This window comes from Geothrix sp. (genome assembly GCF_030219325.1).
In the GTDB taxonomy this organism is placed as follows: Bacteria; Acidobacteriota; Holophagae; order Holophagales; family Holophagaceae; genus Geothrix.
On the sequence record NZ_CP126625.1, the window covers coordinates 1,976,495 to 1,994,846 of the forward strand.

Genomic DNA, 18,352 nt, shown 5'->3' on the forward strand with positions numbered 1-18,352 from the left:
GCGACCATGATTTCCACCCTGGCCAGTCTCAATCACTAGGTCAACCTGTAACTAAATGATCCTATTCATCGGCCTAACCCTGCGCTGCACTCGGACCCCGCTTGCATTGTCTTTCGCTCTCTCTCAGCTTCTCGCTTCCTCGGCTTCGTTCAGCGCCTCGGTGCAGGCGGGGCCGGTGAGCTTCTTTCGTTAGGCCGCCGATGTCCACACCCGAAAGTGGCGATCCACAATCCCTTGCTGGCTCGCCAGCCATGTTGCCGTCCATCTCAGATTGTCCCTGGTGCAATTCCTTGTTAGATCCAGGCGTCATTATGTGGAAACTGACAAAACTGGTCTGGCACAAACCAAATGCATCATGGATTGCCAAGAACTGGCTCTTTTCTGGTGATTCCATTGCCTATGGCCAAAACCTGGTGAGGTGTCGCCAATGCTCGACCGTAGTGCTTGATGGAACAACCTCATCCTGCCCCAGATGTCATGGCAATTTTGAATCTGGTGCAATCTTTGGTAATAAGCTTGGGTGTTTTTGGAATTCAAAGGGCCAGAAGGCCTCAGTTTTTAAAGGCGAATACTTGGGCGTTGAGTTCTCGGCAAAGCACTGCCGGAGCTGTAAGCGCTATATTCTAGAAACGCCCAACCAGGCATGAACAACTCGGTCGGCCTAACCCTCCGCTCAAGTCGGACCCCGCCTGCATTGCCTTTCGCTCTCTCTCAACTTTTCGCTATCACGGCTCCGCTCATCGTCCCGGTGCAGGCGTGGCCGCTTAGCTTCTTCCGTTAGGCCGCCTCCGGAACACGCCGTATGCAACCACACTGGGTTCTAGCTGATTTCAATGGTCTCTTCGGCGATCTACTCTGCCTCTCACACGCCGACACTGTCACCAACCAAGCAGGGGAAGTAATTCAGTTGAAAGCCGGAATGGAAATCACAGCCTATGACCTGGATGCAGATGATGAAGGTAAACCAGACGACCTTTTCGCTACCGGTACGGTCGAACCATCTCCAGAATGGCTTCAATGCAACGGTTCCAAATGGGCCTTGCGCCTCAATTCAAATGGCTGCCGGCATGAGTCAGACATGCCGTCGGCCTAACCCTCCGCTCAAGTCGGACCCCGCCTGCATTGCCTTCCGCTCTCTCTCAACTTCTCGCTATCCAGGCTCCGCTCAGCGCCTCGATGCAGGCGTGGCCGCTTAGCTTCTTCCGTTAGGTGCATTCCATGCGGCCTACCCTACTTCTTCCCTCACTGCTGATCGCATGTTCGATCGCCTGTGAATCAACCAAAGTTGTTGAGTTGCCTCCAAATGCCCCACTGTTCCTAGAGGTAATTGGCCGCAAACATGTTGTCGGCCAGCCTGTTTTAGTTAAGATCACGCTCCAGAACACGAGCCAAACACCCATCATGTTTAACTCGCGCATGATCCTTAACTCAAAAAATGCCGCAGCCTATGCCCGTGAGTTATCTCTAGTCATCCTGAATTCAAAAGGGGTCGACGTCCCTTTTACGTCAAAACTCAATGTGCTCCTGTCTGAACCAAGCGACTACAAGACAATTTCACCCAAGGCCTCTTACGCTGTAACACACGAGATCGCGCAGGATTTCTCACTCTCAACTCCAGGCACTTATTCCATCAAGGCATACTACAAGGACGGATGTGATACCCCTCCAAAAGCACCCGCTGGTACAAAGTTACTAACTGAGGAACTAGAATCAAATATCGTCAAGCTCACCCTTCATTCCCAATAGAATTGCCAGTTCCGTCAACTGCATTGTTAATAAATTACTTAATGAATTTTCTCCAGATGCACCTAACCCTCCGCTGCACTCGGACCCCGCCTGCATTGCCTTTCGTTCTCTCTCAACTTCTTGCTACCTCGGCTTCGTTCAGCGCCTCGGCGCAGGCGGTGCCGGTGAGCTTCATTCGTTAGGCCAATCCCATGGGCTTCCTCTCAAAGCTGTTCACTAAATCCAACGACGATTCCGATCTCTCCTTTGAGGCTAGATTCGGCTCCTGGCTCGGTCGAATCTCATCAACGGAAGCCCCTAATCCACAGGTAATGGCTTTCAACATCGGTCTTTTCGAATCCGAATCAGGATTCCAAGCCTATTTGTGTGGCTCAACCCACTATTCAGTGGATGACAACGACTGGGCTTGCGAGGAGGCGTTCACTCCTTCAGAACGCTACTTCCCAATTCCTGCCGCATTCGCGTCCGGCAAAGATTGGCAAGAAATTCAATCAGCAGTCATCTCCGCGACTAAAGCGTATTTGGCTTCCTCGGGTGCCCGTGACTCATTCCTCAACAAAGCCAACGTCGTCACAGTAGGCTTTGACGAAGGCGATCTCGTCCGTGTCGCATGATTGGCCTAACCCTCCGCTCAAGTCGGACCCCGCCTGCATTGCCTTTCGTTCTCTCTCATCTTCCTGCTTTCTCGGCTCCGCTCAGCGCCTCGGTGAAGGCGTGGCCGCTTCGCTTCCTCCGTTAGGCGCCAACGCATGACCATCCTGAAATCCATCCTGTCTAATCGCTGGACAAAGATCGGACTGATTCTAGTGGCGCTGGGTTGGGGCCCACTCTTCGCAATCATCCTTCTTTCAAAATTTGGCATGTTGTCGGATCCAAACCCCAATCCGATTGGTTGTGGATTGCTTTTCGCCATCACGTTCTTCCCTGCCATGATTTGCCTTGCTATCGGTTCATTCCAATCTTTCCGGCGACGATCCTGATTAAGTCTGCGCCTGACCTCTCTCTCAACATCTTGCTATGTCATTTCGTTAGGCGGCGCGACATCTTCAACCTCCCCAAGATGAAAGGTCAATGATGAAGGCGACGGCTTTTCTCCTGACGATGCTTCTGCCAGCTGCCGTCGTGGCGCAGCAGCACCCAAGGACTGGTTACGCCCCAGTGAATGGACTCAAAATGTACTACGAAGTCCACGGTAGCGGCGATCCGGTGGTCCTGCTCCACGGCGCGTTCATGACGATCACCAACAACTGGACCGGATGGATCGGCGAGCTCTCCAAAACGCGGAAAGTGATTGCCGTCGAAATGCAGGGCCATGGGCGCACGGCGGACATCCCACGCGACATCACCGCCGAAAACCTCGCCGACGATGTGGCGGCGCTGCTCGATCACCTGAACATCCCACGCGCGGACCTCATCGGCTACAGCATGGGCGGCGGCGTGGCAATGCAGTGCGCGATCCGACATCCGGACAAAGTGCGAAAGGTGGTCGTCATTTCGTCCATGCTCCGCCGTGACGGCGTGGTCAAGGAAGGGCAGGACGCGCTCGCGACACTCACAGCGGACGCGTTCAAAGACTCGCCAATTGAAGCCGAGTACAAGAAGCTGAACCCGGCCCCGGATGACTTCCCGAAGTTCGTCAAGCGGCTCCTCGCCATGGATTCAAAAGGGCAAGACATCGGGGCCGATCAACTGAAGGCCAGCACGGCGCCGATGTTCTTCATCCACGGCGACTCGGATGGGATAAGGCTCGAGCACGTCGCGGAAATGTTCCGCCTGAAAGGCGGCGAAATCCACGGCGACATCAAGCCGCTCTCCACATCGCGATTGGCCATCTTGCCCGCCACGACGCACGTGACGCTGATGCAGCGCATGCCCGTCATTGTCCCGATGGTGAACGACTTTCTCGGCGCCAAGCCACCAAAGCCAAAAGGGAAGCCCACACCTCGAACCCCTCAGTCCAAATAGTCACCTTGATTCCATCTCGCAGCCTGACCTTGCGCTCACCTCGGACCCCGCTGGCATTGCCTTCTGCTCTCTCTCAACAATTCGCTACCTCGGCTCCGCTCGTCGCCTCGGTGCAGGCGTGGCCGCCTAGCTTCTTCCGTCAGGTGCCTTCCATGCGCTTCGGAATACCGCCTGTTGTTGCCCTTTCGCTCGGTCTATCACTCATTGCCTGCCGTAAGCCTCTGATACTGGCTCCAGTGGTTTCCGGCTCCCTCATCACCGAGGGGTCCGTCGGCCTGCGAAGATTAACCCAAGCCCAGGTCAAAGCACTTGAATCATGGTTTTACGCAAACAATGTTGGTTGGCACCAATCCCCGGCTTCATATCTACCTTCCGATCGATTCAGCCTTTTCCATAAAGGTGGTGGCGTGACTGAAGTAAACGTCCTCCCGAATGGGCTCGTCGTGGTGAACACGCCTTCAGGCCAGTTTGTCAGGCAATTTAACTCCAACGAGATTGCGCAACTCCTATCCATTGCAAGGTTCTAGCAGTGTCCCCCGGCGCCTAACCCTCCGCTCAAGTCGGCCCCCGCCTGCATGGCCTTCCGTTCTCTTCTTCCGTCAGGCGCCACGGTAGGGGCGGCATCAACCTTTGTTAAGCCAGACGGTTCTATACCAGTGAATGTCCAACCCTGGAGGAAGTCATGAAAGGCCCATTCATCGGCAGCTTCAAATCCATGATCGTCGGACTATCCTGCCTCGCTCTGTCAGGCCAACAAGCGCCTCTCCTGCCCCCGGCAGGGAATGCAAATCCGGCCGCAGACATCTATACCTCTAGATCAAAAGATCTGGCTGGGCACCCATTTCAGGTTGGAAATTGGGTCATCAACCTTGATATCAGCACTCCTTTAATTGGAAAAGGCGGGCGAGTAACGCTTCGAGTCCAGAATGCCTCGAATACCTTCCAAGAATTCAATCCGGCCAATCTGATTCTGGTAAACAGCTCAGGCCTGCAGATTCAGCTCCGGGAGGCTCAGCTGGGCGAATCCACGTCCTTCCTCCCCACTAGAATCGCGCCTCAGGCCTTTATCATTCGGAACCTATCAGCAGCCAACACAGAAAGTTTAAGCCCAACCCTTCGGGTCTACTTTGGCGATAGCCTCCTTGCCAAAATCACTGATTGACTATTTATCACAGCGCCTCACCCTCTGCTCATCGTCTCGGTGCCGGCGCAGCCGCTCAGCTCATTCCGTGGCGGCAGTTCTCAGTCAGGAGGAACTCAATGTCCAAGCTTCGCGTAGAGAGTTTCACCATTTCCCTGGATGGCTTCGGCGCCGGCCCCAGCCAGGATCTCAACAATCCGCTTGGCGTGGGAGGTACCGCCCTGCATGAATGGGCATTGGCCACGCAGACATTTCAACGGAAACTCTTCGGCGGCAGCGGGGGAGAGACCGGACTCGACGATGATTTCGCAGCGCGTGGGTTTCACAACGTCGGAGCCTGGATCCTGGGCAGGAACATGTTCGGCCCGGTCCGTGGGCCCTGGCCGGACGAGCGCTGGCGCGGATGGTGGGGCGAGAATCCGGTGTATCACGTCCCCGTATTCGTACTGACCAACCACGCACGCGCACCCCTTGTCATGGATGGCGGAACCACCTTCCACTTCGTGACGGAGGGCATCACCCTCGCACTTGAGCGCGCCCGTGAAGCCGCAGGAGGCAAGGATGTGCGACTGGGTGGCGGAGTCAATGTCATTCAGCAGTATCTTCGGCAGCGCCTCATCGACGAAATGCACGTTGCCATCGCGCCGGCCCTGCTTGGCTCGGGTGAGCGGCTCTTCCAGGGAATCGACCTTCCAGCCTTGGGCTACGCCTGCACGAAGCACGAAGCCTCGCCAAGGGCCACGCATGTGGTCATATCTCGTCAGTGACGAATCTGGCGCCCAGGCCCCCGCTTGACCCAGGCCCCGCCTTCGCTGCCTTCCGCTCTCTCTCATCCACCCGCTGTTTCCTCAACACCTCCATGCAGGCGTGGCCGGACAGGTCCATCCGCCAGGCTGACACTTCGTGCTCAGATCGACAAAATGGTCCGAGGAGAAGCGATGAACGTACAAGAGCAAATCAACGCGTATATCAGTAGCCAGCCTGAACCAAAATCCAGCGACATGCAGATGTTGCACCGCGTCATTCTGCATGTCATGCCAGCATGCAGATTGTGGTTCTTGGATGGCAAAAACAGTGAAGATAAAATTGTTTCCAATCCCAATATAGGATATGGATTTCAAACCATAGAATATGCTGACGGAAAAACCAGAGAGTTCTATCAGATTGGCATCAGTGCAAACAAAACCGGAATCTCTGTCTATATCCTTGGCATCAAGGACAAGAAATACCTAGCCCAGACGTATGGGGAAAAACTCGGGAAGGCGAGTGTGAGCGGATATTGCATCAAGTTCAAGACATTGAAAGATATAAATATTGACATACTTGAAGCGGCAATAAGATTTGGGGCTTCGGCTCAAAATCAAACAAGTTAAATCAAGAAAATCGCCAATAATAGAATGGTACTCAGCTGGCCATCCCTTCACTCGGGCATTTGATCCAGCGGGTTCGGGGCCTGGGCCATCAGCCGGGTGGAGACCTGCAGGTAGTGCTCGGTGGATCGGATGCTGGTGTGGCCCAGGAGGGCCTGGATGACGCGCAGGTCGGCGCCGGCCTCCAGCAGGAAGGTGGCGTAGGTGTGGCGCAGGGCGTGGGGCGTCGCCCGCCGGGCCAGGCCTGAGGCCTGGCAGGCGGCGCGGAAGACGCGGCGGGCGTGGTCGGGATCGAGGGGCCGGCCGAGCCGCCCGGTGAAGAGCCAGGGCGCCACGGGGCGTGCCTCGCGACAGTGCCGCCGGAGGGCCTTGAGCAGCTTCGGGGGCAGGGCCACCTGCCGCTCGGCCCCGCCCTTCCCCACGGTGCGGATCACGCCCCGGGCGGGGTCCAGATCGCAGATCCGCAGGCGGCAGGCCTCCCGGATGCGCAGGCCCGTGGCCACCATGGTGCGGAACAGCATCCGGTAGGTCTGGTGGGGCACGGCCTCCAGCAGCGCCGTGACCTCCTTCAGATCCAGCACCACGGGCAGCTTCCGGGGGATCTTGGGCCAGGCGAAAAAGGAGACGACCTCGGGCCGCCCCAGGGTCTTCCGGTAGAGGAAGGCCAGGCCCGAGAGGTGCTGCCGGAACCGCTGGGGGCTCATGGTCATTCCGCGCAGGTGGTCGACCCAGGCCCGCACCTCTGCCTGGCCCATGTCTTCGGGGTGGCGGCCATGGAAGGCCGCGAAGGCCCGCGCCGAGGACAGATACACCCGGGTCGTGAAGGGCGCGCGCCGCGCGAGGGCCAGATCCTGTTCCATCCACTGCCACAGCAGGTCCATGCCCGCCTCCCGATCCGCGGCGTCCGGCCGCCCGAACCAGGAGGCGCCCTACCCCACCCGATCGAACAGCCCCGGTTGCCGGGGCAGGACGGCCACGGCCATCGGCGCGGCCTTGGGCTTGGCTTCGCGGGTGCGCTTCCGCGCGGGGAAGGCCTCCTGGAAGGCGGCGCGGATGCCGTCCTTGTAGTCGGGGTCCAGCACCTTCAGCCAGCCGTGGTCGGCCAGCAGCTTGTAGAAGGGATCCTGCTGGAGCAGGCGCAGGCCACCCACCCAGGCGTTGGCGGCGCCGCTGGCCCGGGCGCGACGGGCGAAGGCCCTGGCGTCATGCACGGCCAGCAGGGGCGCCACGCCGATGGTGACGGCGATGCCCGCCGCCGCCAGGCGCTCGGCGGCGGCCCAGCGGCTGGGGATGGCGGGGGCGTGGGGCTCCACCACCTGGCGCACGGTGTCGTCGTCCGTGGGGATGGAGAGGCCCACGGAGAGCCGGTCGCCGAAGGCCTTCAGCAGCTCCAGGTCCTGCAGCACCAGGGGCGAGCGGGTATGCACGATCACCTCGGTGGTGGGACAGAGCAGCAGCACCTCCAGGCAGCGGCGGCTCAGCCGGTACTGCCGCTCGAGGGGCTGGTAGGGATCCGTGGCGGAGGCCATGAAGACCCGGGCATCGTGGAGCTTGTGCCGCTGGGACCAGAGCAGCTCCGGTGCGTTCAGCTTGGGCGCCACCCAGCCGCCCCAGTCCCCGGGCTGGTGGAGCGCGTTGGGATAGTCGCGCACATAGCAGTAGCGGCAGCCGTGGCCGCAGCCCCGGTACGGACTCAGCGCGAAGCCGAAGCCGTAGCGCTCATCCTTCTGGGGCCGCAGGATCGAGCGCGCCTCCTCCGGCTCCACGAGCAGCCCCTGGAAGAGCGGCGGGGGATCCGAAGGTGGTAGGAGGGGTGTCATCCTCCCAGTGTTCGCTTTTTATTCGTCTCGTCAAGCGCCTGCGATCCTTTTTGTGATCAGCGGGATCCGAATCAAGGCTTGGCGTCGTTTTTATAGTTTTCGATGAGTTTCTGAAGCAACGCATCCTGCGCTTCGAGGTGCTTCTGGATCTCGATCGCCTCATGCAGGATGGCTTCGGCATCCTTGTAGGTGTCATCGGCCCGGACATCGGCGGCCGCGCCCTCGACCTTCTGGCCGACCATGATGATGGACAGCAGCACCAGCTGCAGGAAGGTCTGCGCGATCCAGGATATGAGGGCGCTCTTGCCCGTGTGGATGGCCTCCGGAAGGCTGATGAAGGCGATCAGGGCGAAGGCGTAGGCGCACCACATGGTGCCCACGCTTCTCGTGATCCGCTCTCCCAGGAACGCGTTGAAGCGGGCCACCGAACCCCCGGGGACGGCCCTGGGCTTGGGGGCGCGCTTCTTCCGGGACTCCACGTGGGGGTGGGGAATGTGCTCGTAGATTTTCATCGTCGCGCCTTGGATCGGAGCCCGTGCCTACTGGAGCTCGACCTTGAAGGTGGCGCTTCCGAGCACCGCCTCCTGGTCGCCGATGAGCGTCACGGTCCACTCGCCCTCGTCGCCCTTGCGGAAGGTGCGGTAGGCATGGGTGCGGTAGGGCGAGCGGGGCACCTTCAGCGCCTGCTTCGAGGTCTTGTCGCCCTTGGTGAAGACGAAGGTCACGGTGGTGTCGGCGGCGCCCATGACCTTGGCCCAAACGAAGATCTTGGAGCCCGCGGCCACCTTGAAGGCGGCGCTCTCGCCGACGATCTCCATCTTCTCCACGGCGGTGCCGGTCTTCAGCTCGGCGTGGGGCCGGATGGGCGTGCCCTGGGCGAGGAGCAGGGTCGGGCACAGGAGGGTGGCGAGGAAGAGGCGGCGCATGGGATCTCCGGGGAAACTGGCCCCATTCTGGGCCGGATCCCGGCGGCTGTCACGATTCCCGCGAAGGAACCCGTCCTCCGGGGAGATCAGGTCCAGGCTTCGAGGCCTTCGAGGATGTCGCGCACGCCCGGCCCGAACCGAGCATTGCTCAGCCAGTCCACGCCGGTGGGCAGGCCTTCCAGCGCGGCCTTCACCCGGGCGCGGTGGCCCAGCTCGGGACGCGGGATGGCCCGCTCGGCACGCTCGTGGCGCACGGCGCTGGCCTCGCCGAGGGTGGGGATCCAGTGCTTCAGGCGGGCGGCGATGCCCTCCCAGGCGTCCAGGTCCGCGGGCTTGCCGAAGGCGCCGCCGATGAAGCTGCGCAGCTGCATGAGGCCATCGGGGGCGCTCTGGGGGTCCATCCAGGAGGGCACCAGGGAGCCGAGGTAGCCGCGGCCCTCCGGTGGATGGATGAGGAAGCCGAAGCTGTCCTTCAGGGCGGGCAGCGGCGCGTGGCGGCTGTGCCAGAGGTCCACCGAGGTGTAGGGGATGGCCGCCAGGGCCTCGGCGCTCTGGGGGGCCACCGCACCCAGCAGCAGCGCTGCCTCGAAGGCCGGGAGGGCCAGCACCACGCGGTCCGCCTCGCGCACCTCGCCGCCGCCACTGGCCCGCCAGCGGTTGCCGGGCAGGGCCTCCAGGCGCTCGGCGCGCAGGCCCGTGCGCACGGCCGGCAGCTTCGCGGCCAGCCGGATGGGCAGCTGGCCCATGCCGCCCTCGGGCACCACCATGTGGCTTACGCCGCTCTTGCGGATGCCGTTCACCAGGCTGCCCGTGGCTTCCCACTGGCGCAGCTTGGGGATGGCGTCCACCGAAAGGATCTCCGGCGGCGCCGCCAGCACGCCCGCCACCATGGCCGGCAGCAGCTCCGTGGCCACTCCTTGGCCGAGGCGGCGCGCGATGAAGGCGCTGAGGCCCTCCTCGGGTTCCGCGGCCCGCACGGGCTGGAAGGGCTCCAGCACCATGCGCAGCTTGGCGCCCAGCGACATCAGGGGCGAGAACATCAGGGCCGGCGGGGAGGCGGGCACGGGGATGAGACGCCCGCCCTTCCCCACCCAGCGGGCGCCGGTGCCCGGGGATTTGAACGGCAGCTCGATGGCGCTGAAGAGGCGATCGACCGCGGTGCCCTTCTGCCAGAGCACGCCCTGGGGGCCGGTCTCGACGTGGCCGCCCTCCCAGGGCAGCGTCTTCATCCAGCCGCCGACGCTGGCGCCGGCCTCCCACACTTCCACGGCTTCGCCGCGCTGCTGCAGGTGCCAGGCCGCGGCCAGGCCCGTGACGCCACCGCCGAGGATCAGGGTGCTCATGGGAGGATCTCCAGGACGCGCCGGGTGAGGCAGCGGATGTACGAAGGGTCGGTGCCCGGGGCGGCCACGCGGCGGTAGGTGCGGATGCCGGCCTGGTCGGCCACGTGGCGGTACTCGATGTCGAGCTCGTGGAGGGTCTCGATGTGCTCGGTGACGAAGCTGACGGGCACCACGATGACGTCCTTGCCGCCCATGGACTCCAGCACCGTCTTAAGGGGTGGCTCCAGCCAGCGCACGGGTCCCGTGCGGCTCTGGTAGGCCAGCAGGTACCCGCCGGGCAGCTCGCCGATGCGGGCCTGAAGCGCCTCGCAGGTGGCGTGGATCTCCTTCTCGTAGGGATCGCCGGCCTCGATCTGCCGCACGGGCAGGCTGTGGGCGCTGAAGATCACCGTGGCGCCCGGCAGCTCCTGGAGGGCCGCGCGCAGGGGCCGCTCCAGCGCATCCAGGTAGTCGGGATCCGTGGCGTAGTGGTCCACGCCCGGCAGCAGCTCCATGCCGACCTTCGCGGCCTCGACGGCCAGCTCGCGCAGGCTCGAGCCGGTGGTGGCGCGGCAGTCGTGGGGGTAGAGCGACACGGGCACCAGCTTCCGGATGCCCTGGCGCTTGAGGGCCTGCAGCAGGCCCTTGGCCCGGGGGGCGGTGCAGCGGAAGCAGAGCTTCACGGCCTCCTCGCGGCCCGCGGCGCGCAGGGCCGCCCGCAGCGCCGAGGCCTGGTAGGCGCTCTCCGCCAGCAGGGGCGAGCCGCCGCCGATCTCGGCGTAGCGGCCCTTGGCGCTGGGGGCCCGCAGGCGGGCGATGAGCCGGGCCAGGGGCGGCTGCAGCCAGGCCGGCCCCGGCAGCTTGATGAGGTCCCGGTCCCCGAAGAGGGCCGCCAGGAAAGGCTCCACCTGGCCCAGGTTCACGGGACCACCGAGGTTGAGGAGGAGAAGGGCCGTATCACGCATCGTCCTCCACCTTACGCGAGGGAGCCCGTCACTTTCGTCACGGAAGCCTGGACGCGGCGTGACAGAGGCGGGCATGGCCGCGGGACCGCCGGCATCCCATAGACTGTTCCGACACCTGGAGTGCCCATGCCCGTTTCTGCCGACCTGTCCGCCTTCGCCACCCTGCCCGATGAGGCCCGGCTCTGGCTGCTGGCCCTGACGCACGACACCGAGGCCTCGGTCCTGGCTCCGGAGGTGGAGGCCCTGCTGGGGCGCTGGCGGCACAAGGGGGTGCAGTACCAGGGTGCCTGGGCGCTCCTGGAGCGCCGCATCCTCGCCGTGGCGGAACCCACCCTCGCCGCCCAGCCTTCCGGCTGTGCCATCGACGGCATGCTGCGCGGCGTGAACCAGCTCACGGCAAAGCTGGGCTTGGCCCTCGAAGACCCCCAGGCCGTGATCGTGCGGCTGGCGGACGGGGTCCACGCCCTGCCCCGCACCGACCTCGAAGCGCGGCTGGGGGATGGCACCCTCGACGGCGCCACGCCGGTGCTCGACCTGGCCCTGCTGACCCTCGGCGACCTGCGCCAGGGCCGCTTCGAGCGGCCTCTCGCGGCCACCTGGATCGGGCGGAAGTACTTGAGGCCTGTCGGCAGTGGCCTGTAGCCGCGCGGGGCGTTCCGCCCCGCGTTAACAAAAACATGGCGGCCCGAGGCCGCCATGTTTTTGCTGTCGAAGCGTGGGGAGTAGAGCCTAGAAGATCGATTCACCGGGCTTGCGGCGCCAGGCCTCGGAGCGCTTCTGGCCTTCGGCCTTGGGCTTCGCGTCCTTGGCGGCGGCCAGGGTCTGCAGCAGGGAGCCGCCCAGCAGGGAGGCCACGTTCTTGGCCAGGGCCGGCGCGGCGGGCACCACGGGGGCGCTCACGGGGCCGGAGGCGGATTCCTCGGCGGGAGCGGCCTTCGCGGTGATCTCCTTCAGGCGCTTCTCGTACCAGACCTTCCGCTTGGGATCGATGACCCGGATGTTCCCGGCCTTCTCACCCTTCTTGAGAACCTTCGGCTTCGGCTTTTCACGGTCTTCCCGCAACACGGAATCAGGCTTTGCGGCTTCTTCGAGGATCTTCGCCAGGTTGCCAAGGCCACGCAGGTTCATCATGTGCGGTTGTTTCTCCAGAGGGGCCACGGGCCACCGCTCACCAGACTAACGGGAAGTGCTTCATCTACATAGTGATTTTAGGCACGAGGCGGGGTTTTTCCCGGGCCGTGACGCTGGCGATCCTGGGACACTGGCCCCATGGCGACCTCGACCACTGCCCTGAAGGCCCGCCTGGACGGCCTCTGCGTCCGCTACGACACCGCCGGGGCCCTCGGGAGCGACCCCCTCAGCGTCGTCCTCGCCTACGAGTCCCCCCTGGACCGGGAGGTGGCCGCCTTCGTGGCCGCCCACCTGGCCTATGGGCGGGTGGAGCCCATGATCCGGGCCGTGAAGGGCGTCCTGGCACCCCTGGGCGCCCGGCCAGCCGACTGGCTGCGGGAACGCAGCGTCACGGCCGCCCGGAAGGGGCTCACCCGCGCCCTGGCGGACTGGACCTGGCGCTTCCACACGGGCCCGGACCTGGCGGCCTGGCTGCTGGCATGGAAGCAGCTGGATGCGGAAACCGGGGCGGGCCTGGAGGCCCAGCTCCTGCCTCGCCCAGGGGAACAGCCGGACGAGGCCCTCTCCCGCCTGGTGCAGCGGCTCCGCGTGGAGCTACCGGCCTCGTACGGGGCCCGGTTCTCCCTGCCTGATCCCCTGGAAGGGGCCGCCTGCAAGCGCTGGCGCATGTTCCTGCGCTGGATGGTGCGCACCAGCTGGCCCGATCTCGGCCTCTGGACCCGCTACCCCGCCCACGGGCTGGTCATCCCCCTGGATACCCACGTGGCCCGCGTGTCGCGGTTCATCGGCCTCAGCCGTCGCGCCACCCCGGACGGGAAGATGGCCAAGGAGATCACCGAGGCCCTGCGCCGCCTCGATCCCGCCGATCCCCTGCGCTACGACTTCGCCCTCAGCCACCTGGGCATCCTGGGCGACTGCCCGGGCGTGCGCAAACGCAGCACCTGTGCAGCGTGTCCGTTGTATTCGGTGTGCCGGGCAGGCTCCTAGGCCTCCTCGTAGGCCTTCTCCAGCGCGGCCACGTCCAGCTTCACCATCTCCATCATCGCTGCCATGACCCCCTGGACCTTCCTGGGGTTCGGGTCGGCGATCAGCTCCATGAAGCGCCGGGGGACGATCTGCCAAGTGACACCGAAGGGATCGGTGATCCAGCCGCACTGGGACGGCGTGGCTCCCGCAGCGATGAGCCGGTCCCAGTACCGGTCGACCTCGGCCTGATCCTCGCAATCCACGAAGAGCGAGAAGCCCTGCGAGAACGTGAAGTACGGCCCGCCGTTGTAGCCCATGAAGGCCTGGCCGCCGACGACGAACTGGGCCGCGGTGACAGGACCGTCCGAACCCGCGCGGGACAGCTGCCGGACCTCTGAATCCGGGAAGGTGGCGGTGTAGAACGCGATCGCAGCCTCGAGCTGATCGTTGAACATCAGGAAGGGGGTCACCTTGGTCATCGTCGGCTCCTGTTCATTCCCAGCTCCGGCGGGGCGGTCGCGGCCACCCCGGTTTCCGGACTGAGGCAGGGAAGTCCACTCCGGGGCCAGGGGGCACCCAGAGCAGGTTGGTCGGAAGGGGGTGGTGCCAGGCCAATCGGGTCCATGACTGGAAGGCTAGGTGCACCATTCGCCCTGTCGAGCCCCCGCTGGGGTGGATTCTCGAATCCGCGGGCCAGGAATCGACACGATCGGCCGCTCCCTGCCGGGCGATCTCCTCAACCACGAATCCGCTGCGCGGCCTCGTGGGCTGCGGCCCTCCATGGATCGGCTCGCGGAGCGAGCCTCCCACTCGCTCCGCTCGTGGACATGGAGCCTCCCTTTTGCTGGCCAACGCTGCCCCGCAGCGTCGGCCACGCGCTACGCGCTCCATGCAAAAGAAGGGCCGGGCTGACCATGTGCGCGACCAAAGTGGGTCGCGGAGCAGAGCCCGGGGGGCTCTGCGGAGCGGGGACCCACTGGGAGCGCAGGCCAGTGCCGATTCGCCCAGCCAAGCCGAAGGCGCCGCGATCAGCCGCTCCCTGCCGGGCGATCTCCTCAACCACGAATCCGCTGCGCGGCCTCGTGGGCTGCGGCGATTCCTTTTACTGTCGAACGCGGCATTTAGCCGCGTCCGACTCGCGCTTCGCGCTTGACGTAAAAGGAGGGGCCGGGCTGACCACGGCACTCGGGGGAACGACTTAGGGCTGCTTCTTCCGACCTGACCCGGTTCATCGCACCCCGATGCATGGGGCCCGGCTTGAAATCAGCCTAGCCGCGATGACCCCGCGCACACCAGCGGAAGGGAATGGCGCAAGCGGGCATCCCTGCTCAAAGTCCCTGATTTCCGGGGTCTTTTTAAACGATGGAAAAATCCGGTTACCACCCCTTGACACCCCTACATCTTGGGGCCATCCTTTTCTCCCGGCACAACCCATAGAGGTTACCTCGAAGTCCCCCACCCCCCGGGGAGGGCTTTGTACGCCTCGCGGAAAAGCCATGTCTTTCGATCCGTCCTTCTCCACCCACTGCGCAGGACAGCCACATGAAGATTGCCCGCCATTTCACCAAGGCAGGTCACGATCCCCTGGAAGGAATTCCCTTCGTCCCGCGCACCAGCCGCATCTCCAAGCTCGACGGCACCGTGGTGTTCGAGGCCAAGGACGTGATGGTGCCCGAGACCTGGTCCCAGGTGGCCGTGGACATCCTGGCCCAGAAGTATTTCCGCCGGAAGGGCATCGACGCCCAGAACAATGGCGAGAAGGACGCGCGGCAGGTGTTCCACCGGCTGGCCGGCTGCTGGCGCCACTGGGGCGAGACGCACCACTACTTCGACACCACCGAGGACGCGCAGGCCTTCTGCGACGAGCTCACCTACATGCTCGCCAACCAGATGTGCGCGCCCAACTCGCCGCAGTGGTTCAACACGGGCCTGCACTACGCCTACGGCATCAGCGGACCGGCCCAGGGCCACAGCTTCGTCAATCCCGTCACCGGCGGGCTCGAGAAGTCCACCTCGGCCTATGAGCGCCCCCAGCCCCATGCCTGCTTCATCCAGAGCGTGGCCGACGACCTCGTGAATGAGGGCGGCATCATGGACCTGTGGACCCGCGAGGCGCGCATCTTCAAGTACGGCTCCGGCACGGGCACCAACTTCTCCAAGGTGCGCGGCTCCGAGGAACCGCTGTCGGGCGGCGGCCGCAGCTCGGGCCTCATGAGCTTCCTGGCCGTGGGCGACCGCGCCGCCGGCGCCATCAAGAGCGGCGGCACCACGCGCCGCGCCGCCAAGATGGTCTGCCTCGACCTGGACCACCCCGACATCGAGGCCTTCATCGACTGGAAGGTCACCGAGGAACGCAAGGTGGCCATGATGGCCGCCGGCAGCGCCGTGGTGCGCCGCCACTGGGATGCCATCTGCAAGTCCGTGGAGGGCTCCACCACCAAGGATGCCGATCCCAAGACCAACGAGGCCCTGCGCAAGGCCCTGGCCCGCGCCAAGCGCGAGGGCGTGCCCGCCGCATTCCTCACCCAGTGCCTGGGCCGCCTGGCCGAGGGCGACTTCGCCCGCGATCTCGAGGGCTACGACACCTCCTGGGATGGCGAAGGCTACCTCACCGTGGGCGGCATGAACTCCAACAACTCGGTGCGCGTGCCCGATCCCTTCATGCGCGCCCTGGAGATGGATGGCGACTGGGAGCTGAAGCGTCGCATCGACGGCAAGACCAGCAAAAAGCTCCGCGCCAAGGACCTCTGGGAGAAGGTGAACCGCGCCGCCTGGGCCTGCGCCGATCCCGGCATCCAGTTCAACACCACCATCAACGACTGGCACACCTGCCCCGAGGACGGCCCCATCAACGCGAGCAATCCCTGCTCCGAGTACATGTTCCTGGATGACACGGCCTGCAACCTGGCCTCCCTGAACCTGTGCACCTTCCTCACCGAGGACGGCGGCTTCGACCTGGTGGGCTACCGCCACGCCATCCGCCTCTGGACGGTGGTGCTCGAAGTCAGCGTGCTCATGGCCCAGTTCCCCAGCGAGGCCATCGCGCAGCTCAGCTACGACTTCCGCACCCTGGGCCTAGGCTACGCCAACCTGGGCGCCATGCTCATGCGCATGGGCATCCCCTACGACAGCGTCGAGGGCACCCAGTGGTGCGCGGCCCTCACCGCCATCCTCACGGGCGACGCCTACGCCGCCAGCGCCGAGATGGCGCGGGAGCTGGGGCCCTTCCCCGGCTACCAGCGCAACGCCGACCACATGCTGCGGGTCGTCCGCAACCACCGCCGCGCCGCCTACAACGCCCCGGCCTCGGAGTACGAGCAGCTCTCCATCCGCCCCCAGGGCCTGCATGGCGCCGGCGTGCCCAAGCGCATCGTCGAGGCCGCCCGCGAGAGCTGGGACACGGCGCTCACCTACGGCGAGCAGTGGGGCTTCCGCAACGCCCAGGTGACGGTGCTGGCCCCCACGGGCACCATCGGCCTGCTCATGGATTGCGACACCACCGGCGTCGAGCCCGACTTCGCCCTGGTGAAGTTCAAGAAGCTGGCCGGCGGCGGCTACTTCAAGCTGGTGAACCGCGCCATCCCCGAGGCCCTGGCGCGCCTGGGCTACAGCCCGAAGCAGATCCAGGAGATCGAGCGGCACGTGGTGGGCTGGCTGCAGATCACCGACGAGACGCCCGGCATCACCCGCAGCATGCTCAAGGGCAACGGCTGGGCCGACGAGGAGATCGCCCTGGTGGAGCAGAAGCTCCCCACCGCCTTCGATCCCGCCTATGCCATCGACGTGGATCGCCTGAAGAAGGACTTCAGCTCCGAGCAGGTGGAGGCCTTCCTGCTTGGCCTCAGCGGCTCCATGACCGTGGAGGGCGCGCCCCACCTCAAGGATGAGCACCTGCCCATCTTCGACTGCGCCAACCGCTGCGGCCGCACGGGCCGGCGCTACATCGCCCCCATGGGCCACCTGCGCATGATGGGCGCGGCCCAGCCCTTCCTCAGCGGCGCCATCAGCAAGACCATCAACCTGCCTGCGGAAGCCACCGTGAACGAGATCGGCGGCATCTACGAGGCCAGCTGGCAGCTCATGCTGAAGGCCGTGGCTCTCTACCGCGACGGCTCGAAGATGAGCCAGGCCATGGCCACCAACCTCGACCTGCTGGACGGTGCCGACACGCTCATGGACGACCAGGCCACCGCCGCGGAGAAGACGCCCGCCGTGGCCCAGGCCCTCACGAACCAGCTGGTGCGCACCTACCGGCGCCGCATGCCCAACCGCCGCGGCGGCTACACCCAGGCCGTGAGCGTGGGCGGCACCAAGATCTACCTCCGCACCGGCGAATACGAGGACGGCAGCCTCGGCGAGATCTTCCTCGACATCCACCGGGAAGGCGCCGCCCTGCGCGCCATCCTCAACTGCTTCGCCATCGCCGTGAGCATGGGCCTGCAGCACGGGGTGCCCCTGGAAGAGTTCTGTGATGCCTTCCTGTTCACCCGCTTCGAGCCGGGCGGCATGGTCATGGGCAGCGACACCATCAAGATGAGCACCAGCCTCATCGACTTCGTCTTCCGCGAGCTGGCCATCAGCTACCTGGGCCGCTACGACCTGGCCCACGTGGACGCCGACCAGGTGGTGAACCCCACCACGGGGCTGCGGCCCAGCAGCCAGGCCCCCGGCCTCGCCGCCGCCATGCCCAGCCTGCCCACGGGCACGCCCCTGCCCTTCCCCGAGACCACGGGCACCGGCGCCCCGTCCAGCCCCGCCCCGGCACTCGAGCCCGTGCTCGTCGCCGTCTCCGGCGCCAGGACCGCGGTCAGCGCCGCCCAGGCCGCCCGCGAGAAGGGCTACACCGGCGATCCCTGCCCCGAGTGCGGCCACCTCACCCTGGTGCGCAACGGCGCCTGCATGAAGTGCCAGACCTGCGGGGCCACCACGGGCTGCAGCTAGTCAACACACCCGACCCAAGGCAGAGGGCGGGAGCAATCCCGCCCTCTGTGTTTCAGCCT

19 protein-coding genes and 1 other RNA gene are annotated in these 18,352 nt (G+C 64.6%); 11 read left to right on the forward strand and 9 right to left on the reverse strand.

Going from position 1 to position 18,352, the window contains the following annotated elements:
* Positions 1–311: 311 nt before the first annotated feature.
* The 8 genes from QOZ81_RS16775 to QOZ81_RS08945 all read left to right on the forward strand — a co-directional run bounded on the left by QOZ81_RS16775 (position 312) and on the right by QOZ81_RS08945 (position 6,225).
* Entirely contained in the window at positions 312–647 is a 336-nt protein-coding gene (locus QOZ81_RS16775) for a PF20097 family protein (RefSeq protein ID WP_441316728.1), read from the forward strand.
* Between the two features lie 571 nt (positions 648–1,218).
* On the forward strand, positions 1,219–1,746 hold the full coding sequence (locus tag QOZ81_RS08915) for a hypothetical protein (RefSeq protein WP_291198777.1): 528 nt from the start codon (positions 1,219–1,221) through the stop codon (positions 1,744–1,746).
* 191 nt (positions 1,747–1,937) lie between these two features.
* Entirely contained in the window at positions 1,938–2,360 is a 423-nt protein-coding gene (locus QOZ81_RS08920; protein ID WP_291198775.1) for a hypothetical protein, read from the forward strand.
* 135 nt (positions 2,361–2,495) lie between these two features.
* Positions 2,496–2,726 (forward strand): hypothetical protein, encoded by a 231-nt coding sequence (locus QOZ81_RS08925; RefSeq protein ID WP_291198772.1) that lies wholly within the window; start codon positions 2,496–2,498, stop codon positions 2,724–2,726.
* Positions 2,727–2,919: 193 nt separating this feature from the next.
* Complete coding sequence (locus QOZ81_RS08930) at positions 2,920–3,711, forward strand: alpha/beta fold hydrolase (protein WP_291198770.1); 792 nt, start codon at positions 2,920–2,922, stop codon at positions 3,709–3,711.
* A 682-nt stretch (positions 3,712–4,393) separates the two neighbouring features.
* A complete protein-coding gene (locus QOZ81_RS08935) occupies positions 4,394–4,873 on the forward strand; it encodes a hypothetical protein (RefSeq protein ID WP_291198768.1) in 480 nt (159 codons plus the stop codon).
* Positions 4,874–4,971: 98 nt separating this feature from the next.
* Entirely contained in the window at positions 4,972–5,619 is a 648-nt protein-coding gene (locus tag QOZ81_RS08940) for a dihydrofolate reductase family protein (RefSeq protein WP_291198766.1), read from the forward strand.
* A 171-nt stretch (positions 5,620–5,790) separates the two neighbouring features.
* Entirely contained in the window at positions 5,791–6,225 is a 435-nt protein-coding gene (locus QOZ81_RS08945) for a hypothetical protein (protein ID WP_291198764.1), read from the forward strand.
* Between the two features lie 47 nt (positions 6,226–6,272).
* Here QOZ81_RS08945 and QOZ81_RS08950 read toward each other — a convergent pair whose 3' ends face one another.
* The 6 genes from QOZ81_RS08950 to hemH all read right to left on the reverse strand — a co-directional run bounded on the left by QOZ81_RS08950 (position 6,273) and on the right by hemH (position 11,255).
* Complete coding sequence (locus tag QOZ81_RS08950) at positions 6,273–7,103, reverse strand: tyrosine-type recombinase/integrase (protein ID WP_291198762.1); 831 nt, start codon at positions 7,101–7,103, stop codon at positions 6,273–6,275.
* 48 nt (positions 7,104–7,151) lie between these two features.
* The gene (locus QOZ81_RS08955) at positions 7,152–8,042 is read right to left on the reverse strand and encodes an SPL family radical SAM protein (protein WP_291198760.1); all 891 of its coding nucleotides are present in this window, start codon (positions 8,040–8,042) and stop codon (positions 7,152–7,154) included.
* A 71-nt stretch (positions 8,043–8,113) separates the two neighbouring features.
* On the reverse strand, positions 8,114–8,554 hold the full coding sequence (locus QOZ81_RS08960; RefSeq protein WP_291198758.1) for a hypothetical protein: 441 nt from the start codon (positions 8,552–8,554) through the stop codon (positions 8,114–8,116).
* Positions 8,555–8,581: 27 nt separating this feature from the next.
* The gene (locus QOZ81_RS08965; protein ID WP_291198756.1) at positions 8,582–8,968 is read right to left on the reverse strand and encodes a DUF2914 domain-containing protein; all 387 of its coding nucleotides are present in this window, start codon (positions 8,966–8,968) and stop codon (positions 8,582–8,584) included.
* Positions 8,969–9,054: 86 nt separating this feature from the next.
* Positions 9,055–10,311 carry a protoporphyrinogen/coproporphyrinogen oxidase gene (locus QOZ81_RS08970; RefSeq protein WP_291198754.1) on the reverse strand — a complete coding sequence of 419 codons (1,257 nt, stop codon included), beginning with the start codon at positions 10,309–10,311 and terminating at the stop codon, positions 9,055–9,057.
* Positions 10,308–11,255 (reverse strand): ferrochelatase, encoded by a 948-nt coding sequence (gene hemH, locus QOZ81_RS08975; protein WP_291198752.1) that lies wholly within the window; start codon positions 11,253–11,255, stop codon positions 10,308–10,310. The genes QOZ81_RS08970 and hemH overlap by 4 nt, the downstream gene beginning before the upstream one ends.
* Before the next feature lie 126 nt (positions 11,256–11,381).
* Here hemH and QOZ81_RS08980 point away from each other — a divergent pair, with 126 nt between their 5' ends.
* Entirely contained in the window at positions 11,382–11,897 is a 516-nt protein-coding gene (locus QOZ81_RS08980; protein ID WP_291198750.1) for a hypothetical protein, read from the forward strand.
* Positions 11,898–11,984: 87 nt separating this feature from the next.
* On the opposite strand, the gene QOZ81_RS08985 is transcribed toward QOZ81_RS08980, so the two are convergent.
* Entirely contained in the window at positions 11,985–12,386 is a 402-nt protein-coding gene (locus QOZ81_RS08985; protein WP_291198748.1) for a hypothetical protein, read from the reverse strand.
* Positions 12,387–12,524: 138 nt separating this feature from the next.
* Between QOZ81_RS08985 and QOZ81_RS08990 the strand changes: the two genes are divergently transcribed.
* Complete coding sequence (locus tag QOZ81_RS08990; RefSeq protein WP_291198746.1) at positions 12,525–13,373, forward strand: TIGR02757 family protein; 849 nt, start codon at positions 12,525–12,527, stop codon at positions 13,371–13,373.
* On the opposite strand, the gene QOZ81_RS08995 is transcribed toward QOZ81_RS08990, so the two are convergent.
* Both QOZ81_RS08995 and ffs read right to left on the reverse strand, forming a co-directional pair.
* Positions 13,370–13,831 (reverse strand): VOC family protein, encoded by a 462-nt coding sequence (locus QOZ81_RS08995; RefSeq protein WP_291198744.1) that lies wholly within the window; start codon positions 13,829–13,831, stop codon positions 13,370–13,372. The genes QOZ81_RS08990 and QOZ81_RS08995 overlap by 4 nt on opposite strands.
* A gap of 683 nt (positions 13,832–14,514) precedes the next feature.
* An RNA gene (gene ffs, locus QOZ81_RS09000) (signal recognition particle sRNA small type) lies at positions 14,515–14,610 on the reverse strand.
* Between the two features lie 284 nt (positions 14,611–14,894).
* Here ffs and QOZ81_RS09005 point away from each other — a divergent pair.
* Positions 14,895–18,293: an adenosylcobalamin-dependent ribonucleoside-diphosphate reductase gene (locus QOZ81_RS09005; RefSeq protein ID WP_291198742.1), complete on the forward strand. Its 3,399-nt coding sequence runs from the start codon at positions 14,895–14,897 to the stop codon at positions 18,291–18,293.
* The last annotated feature ends 59 nt before the right edge of the window (positions 18,294–18,352 follow it).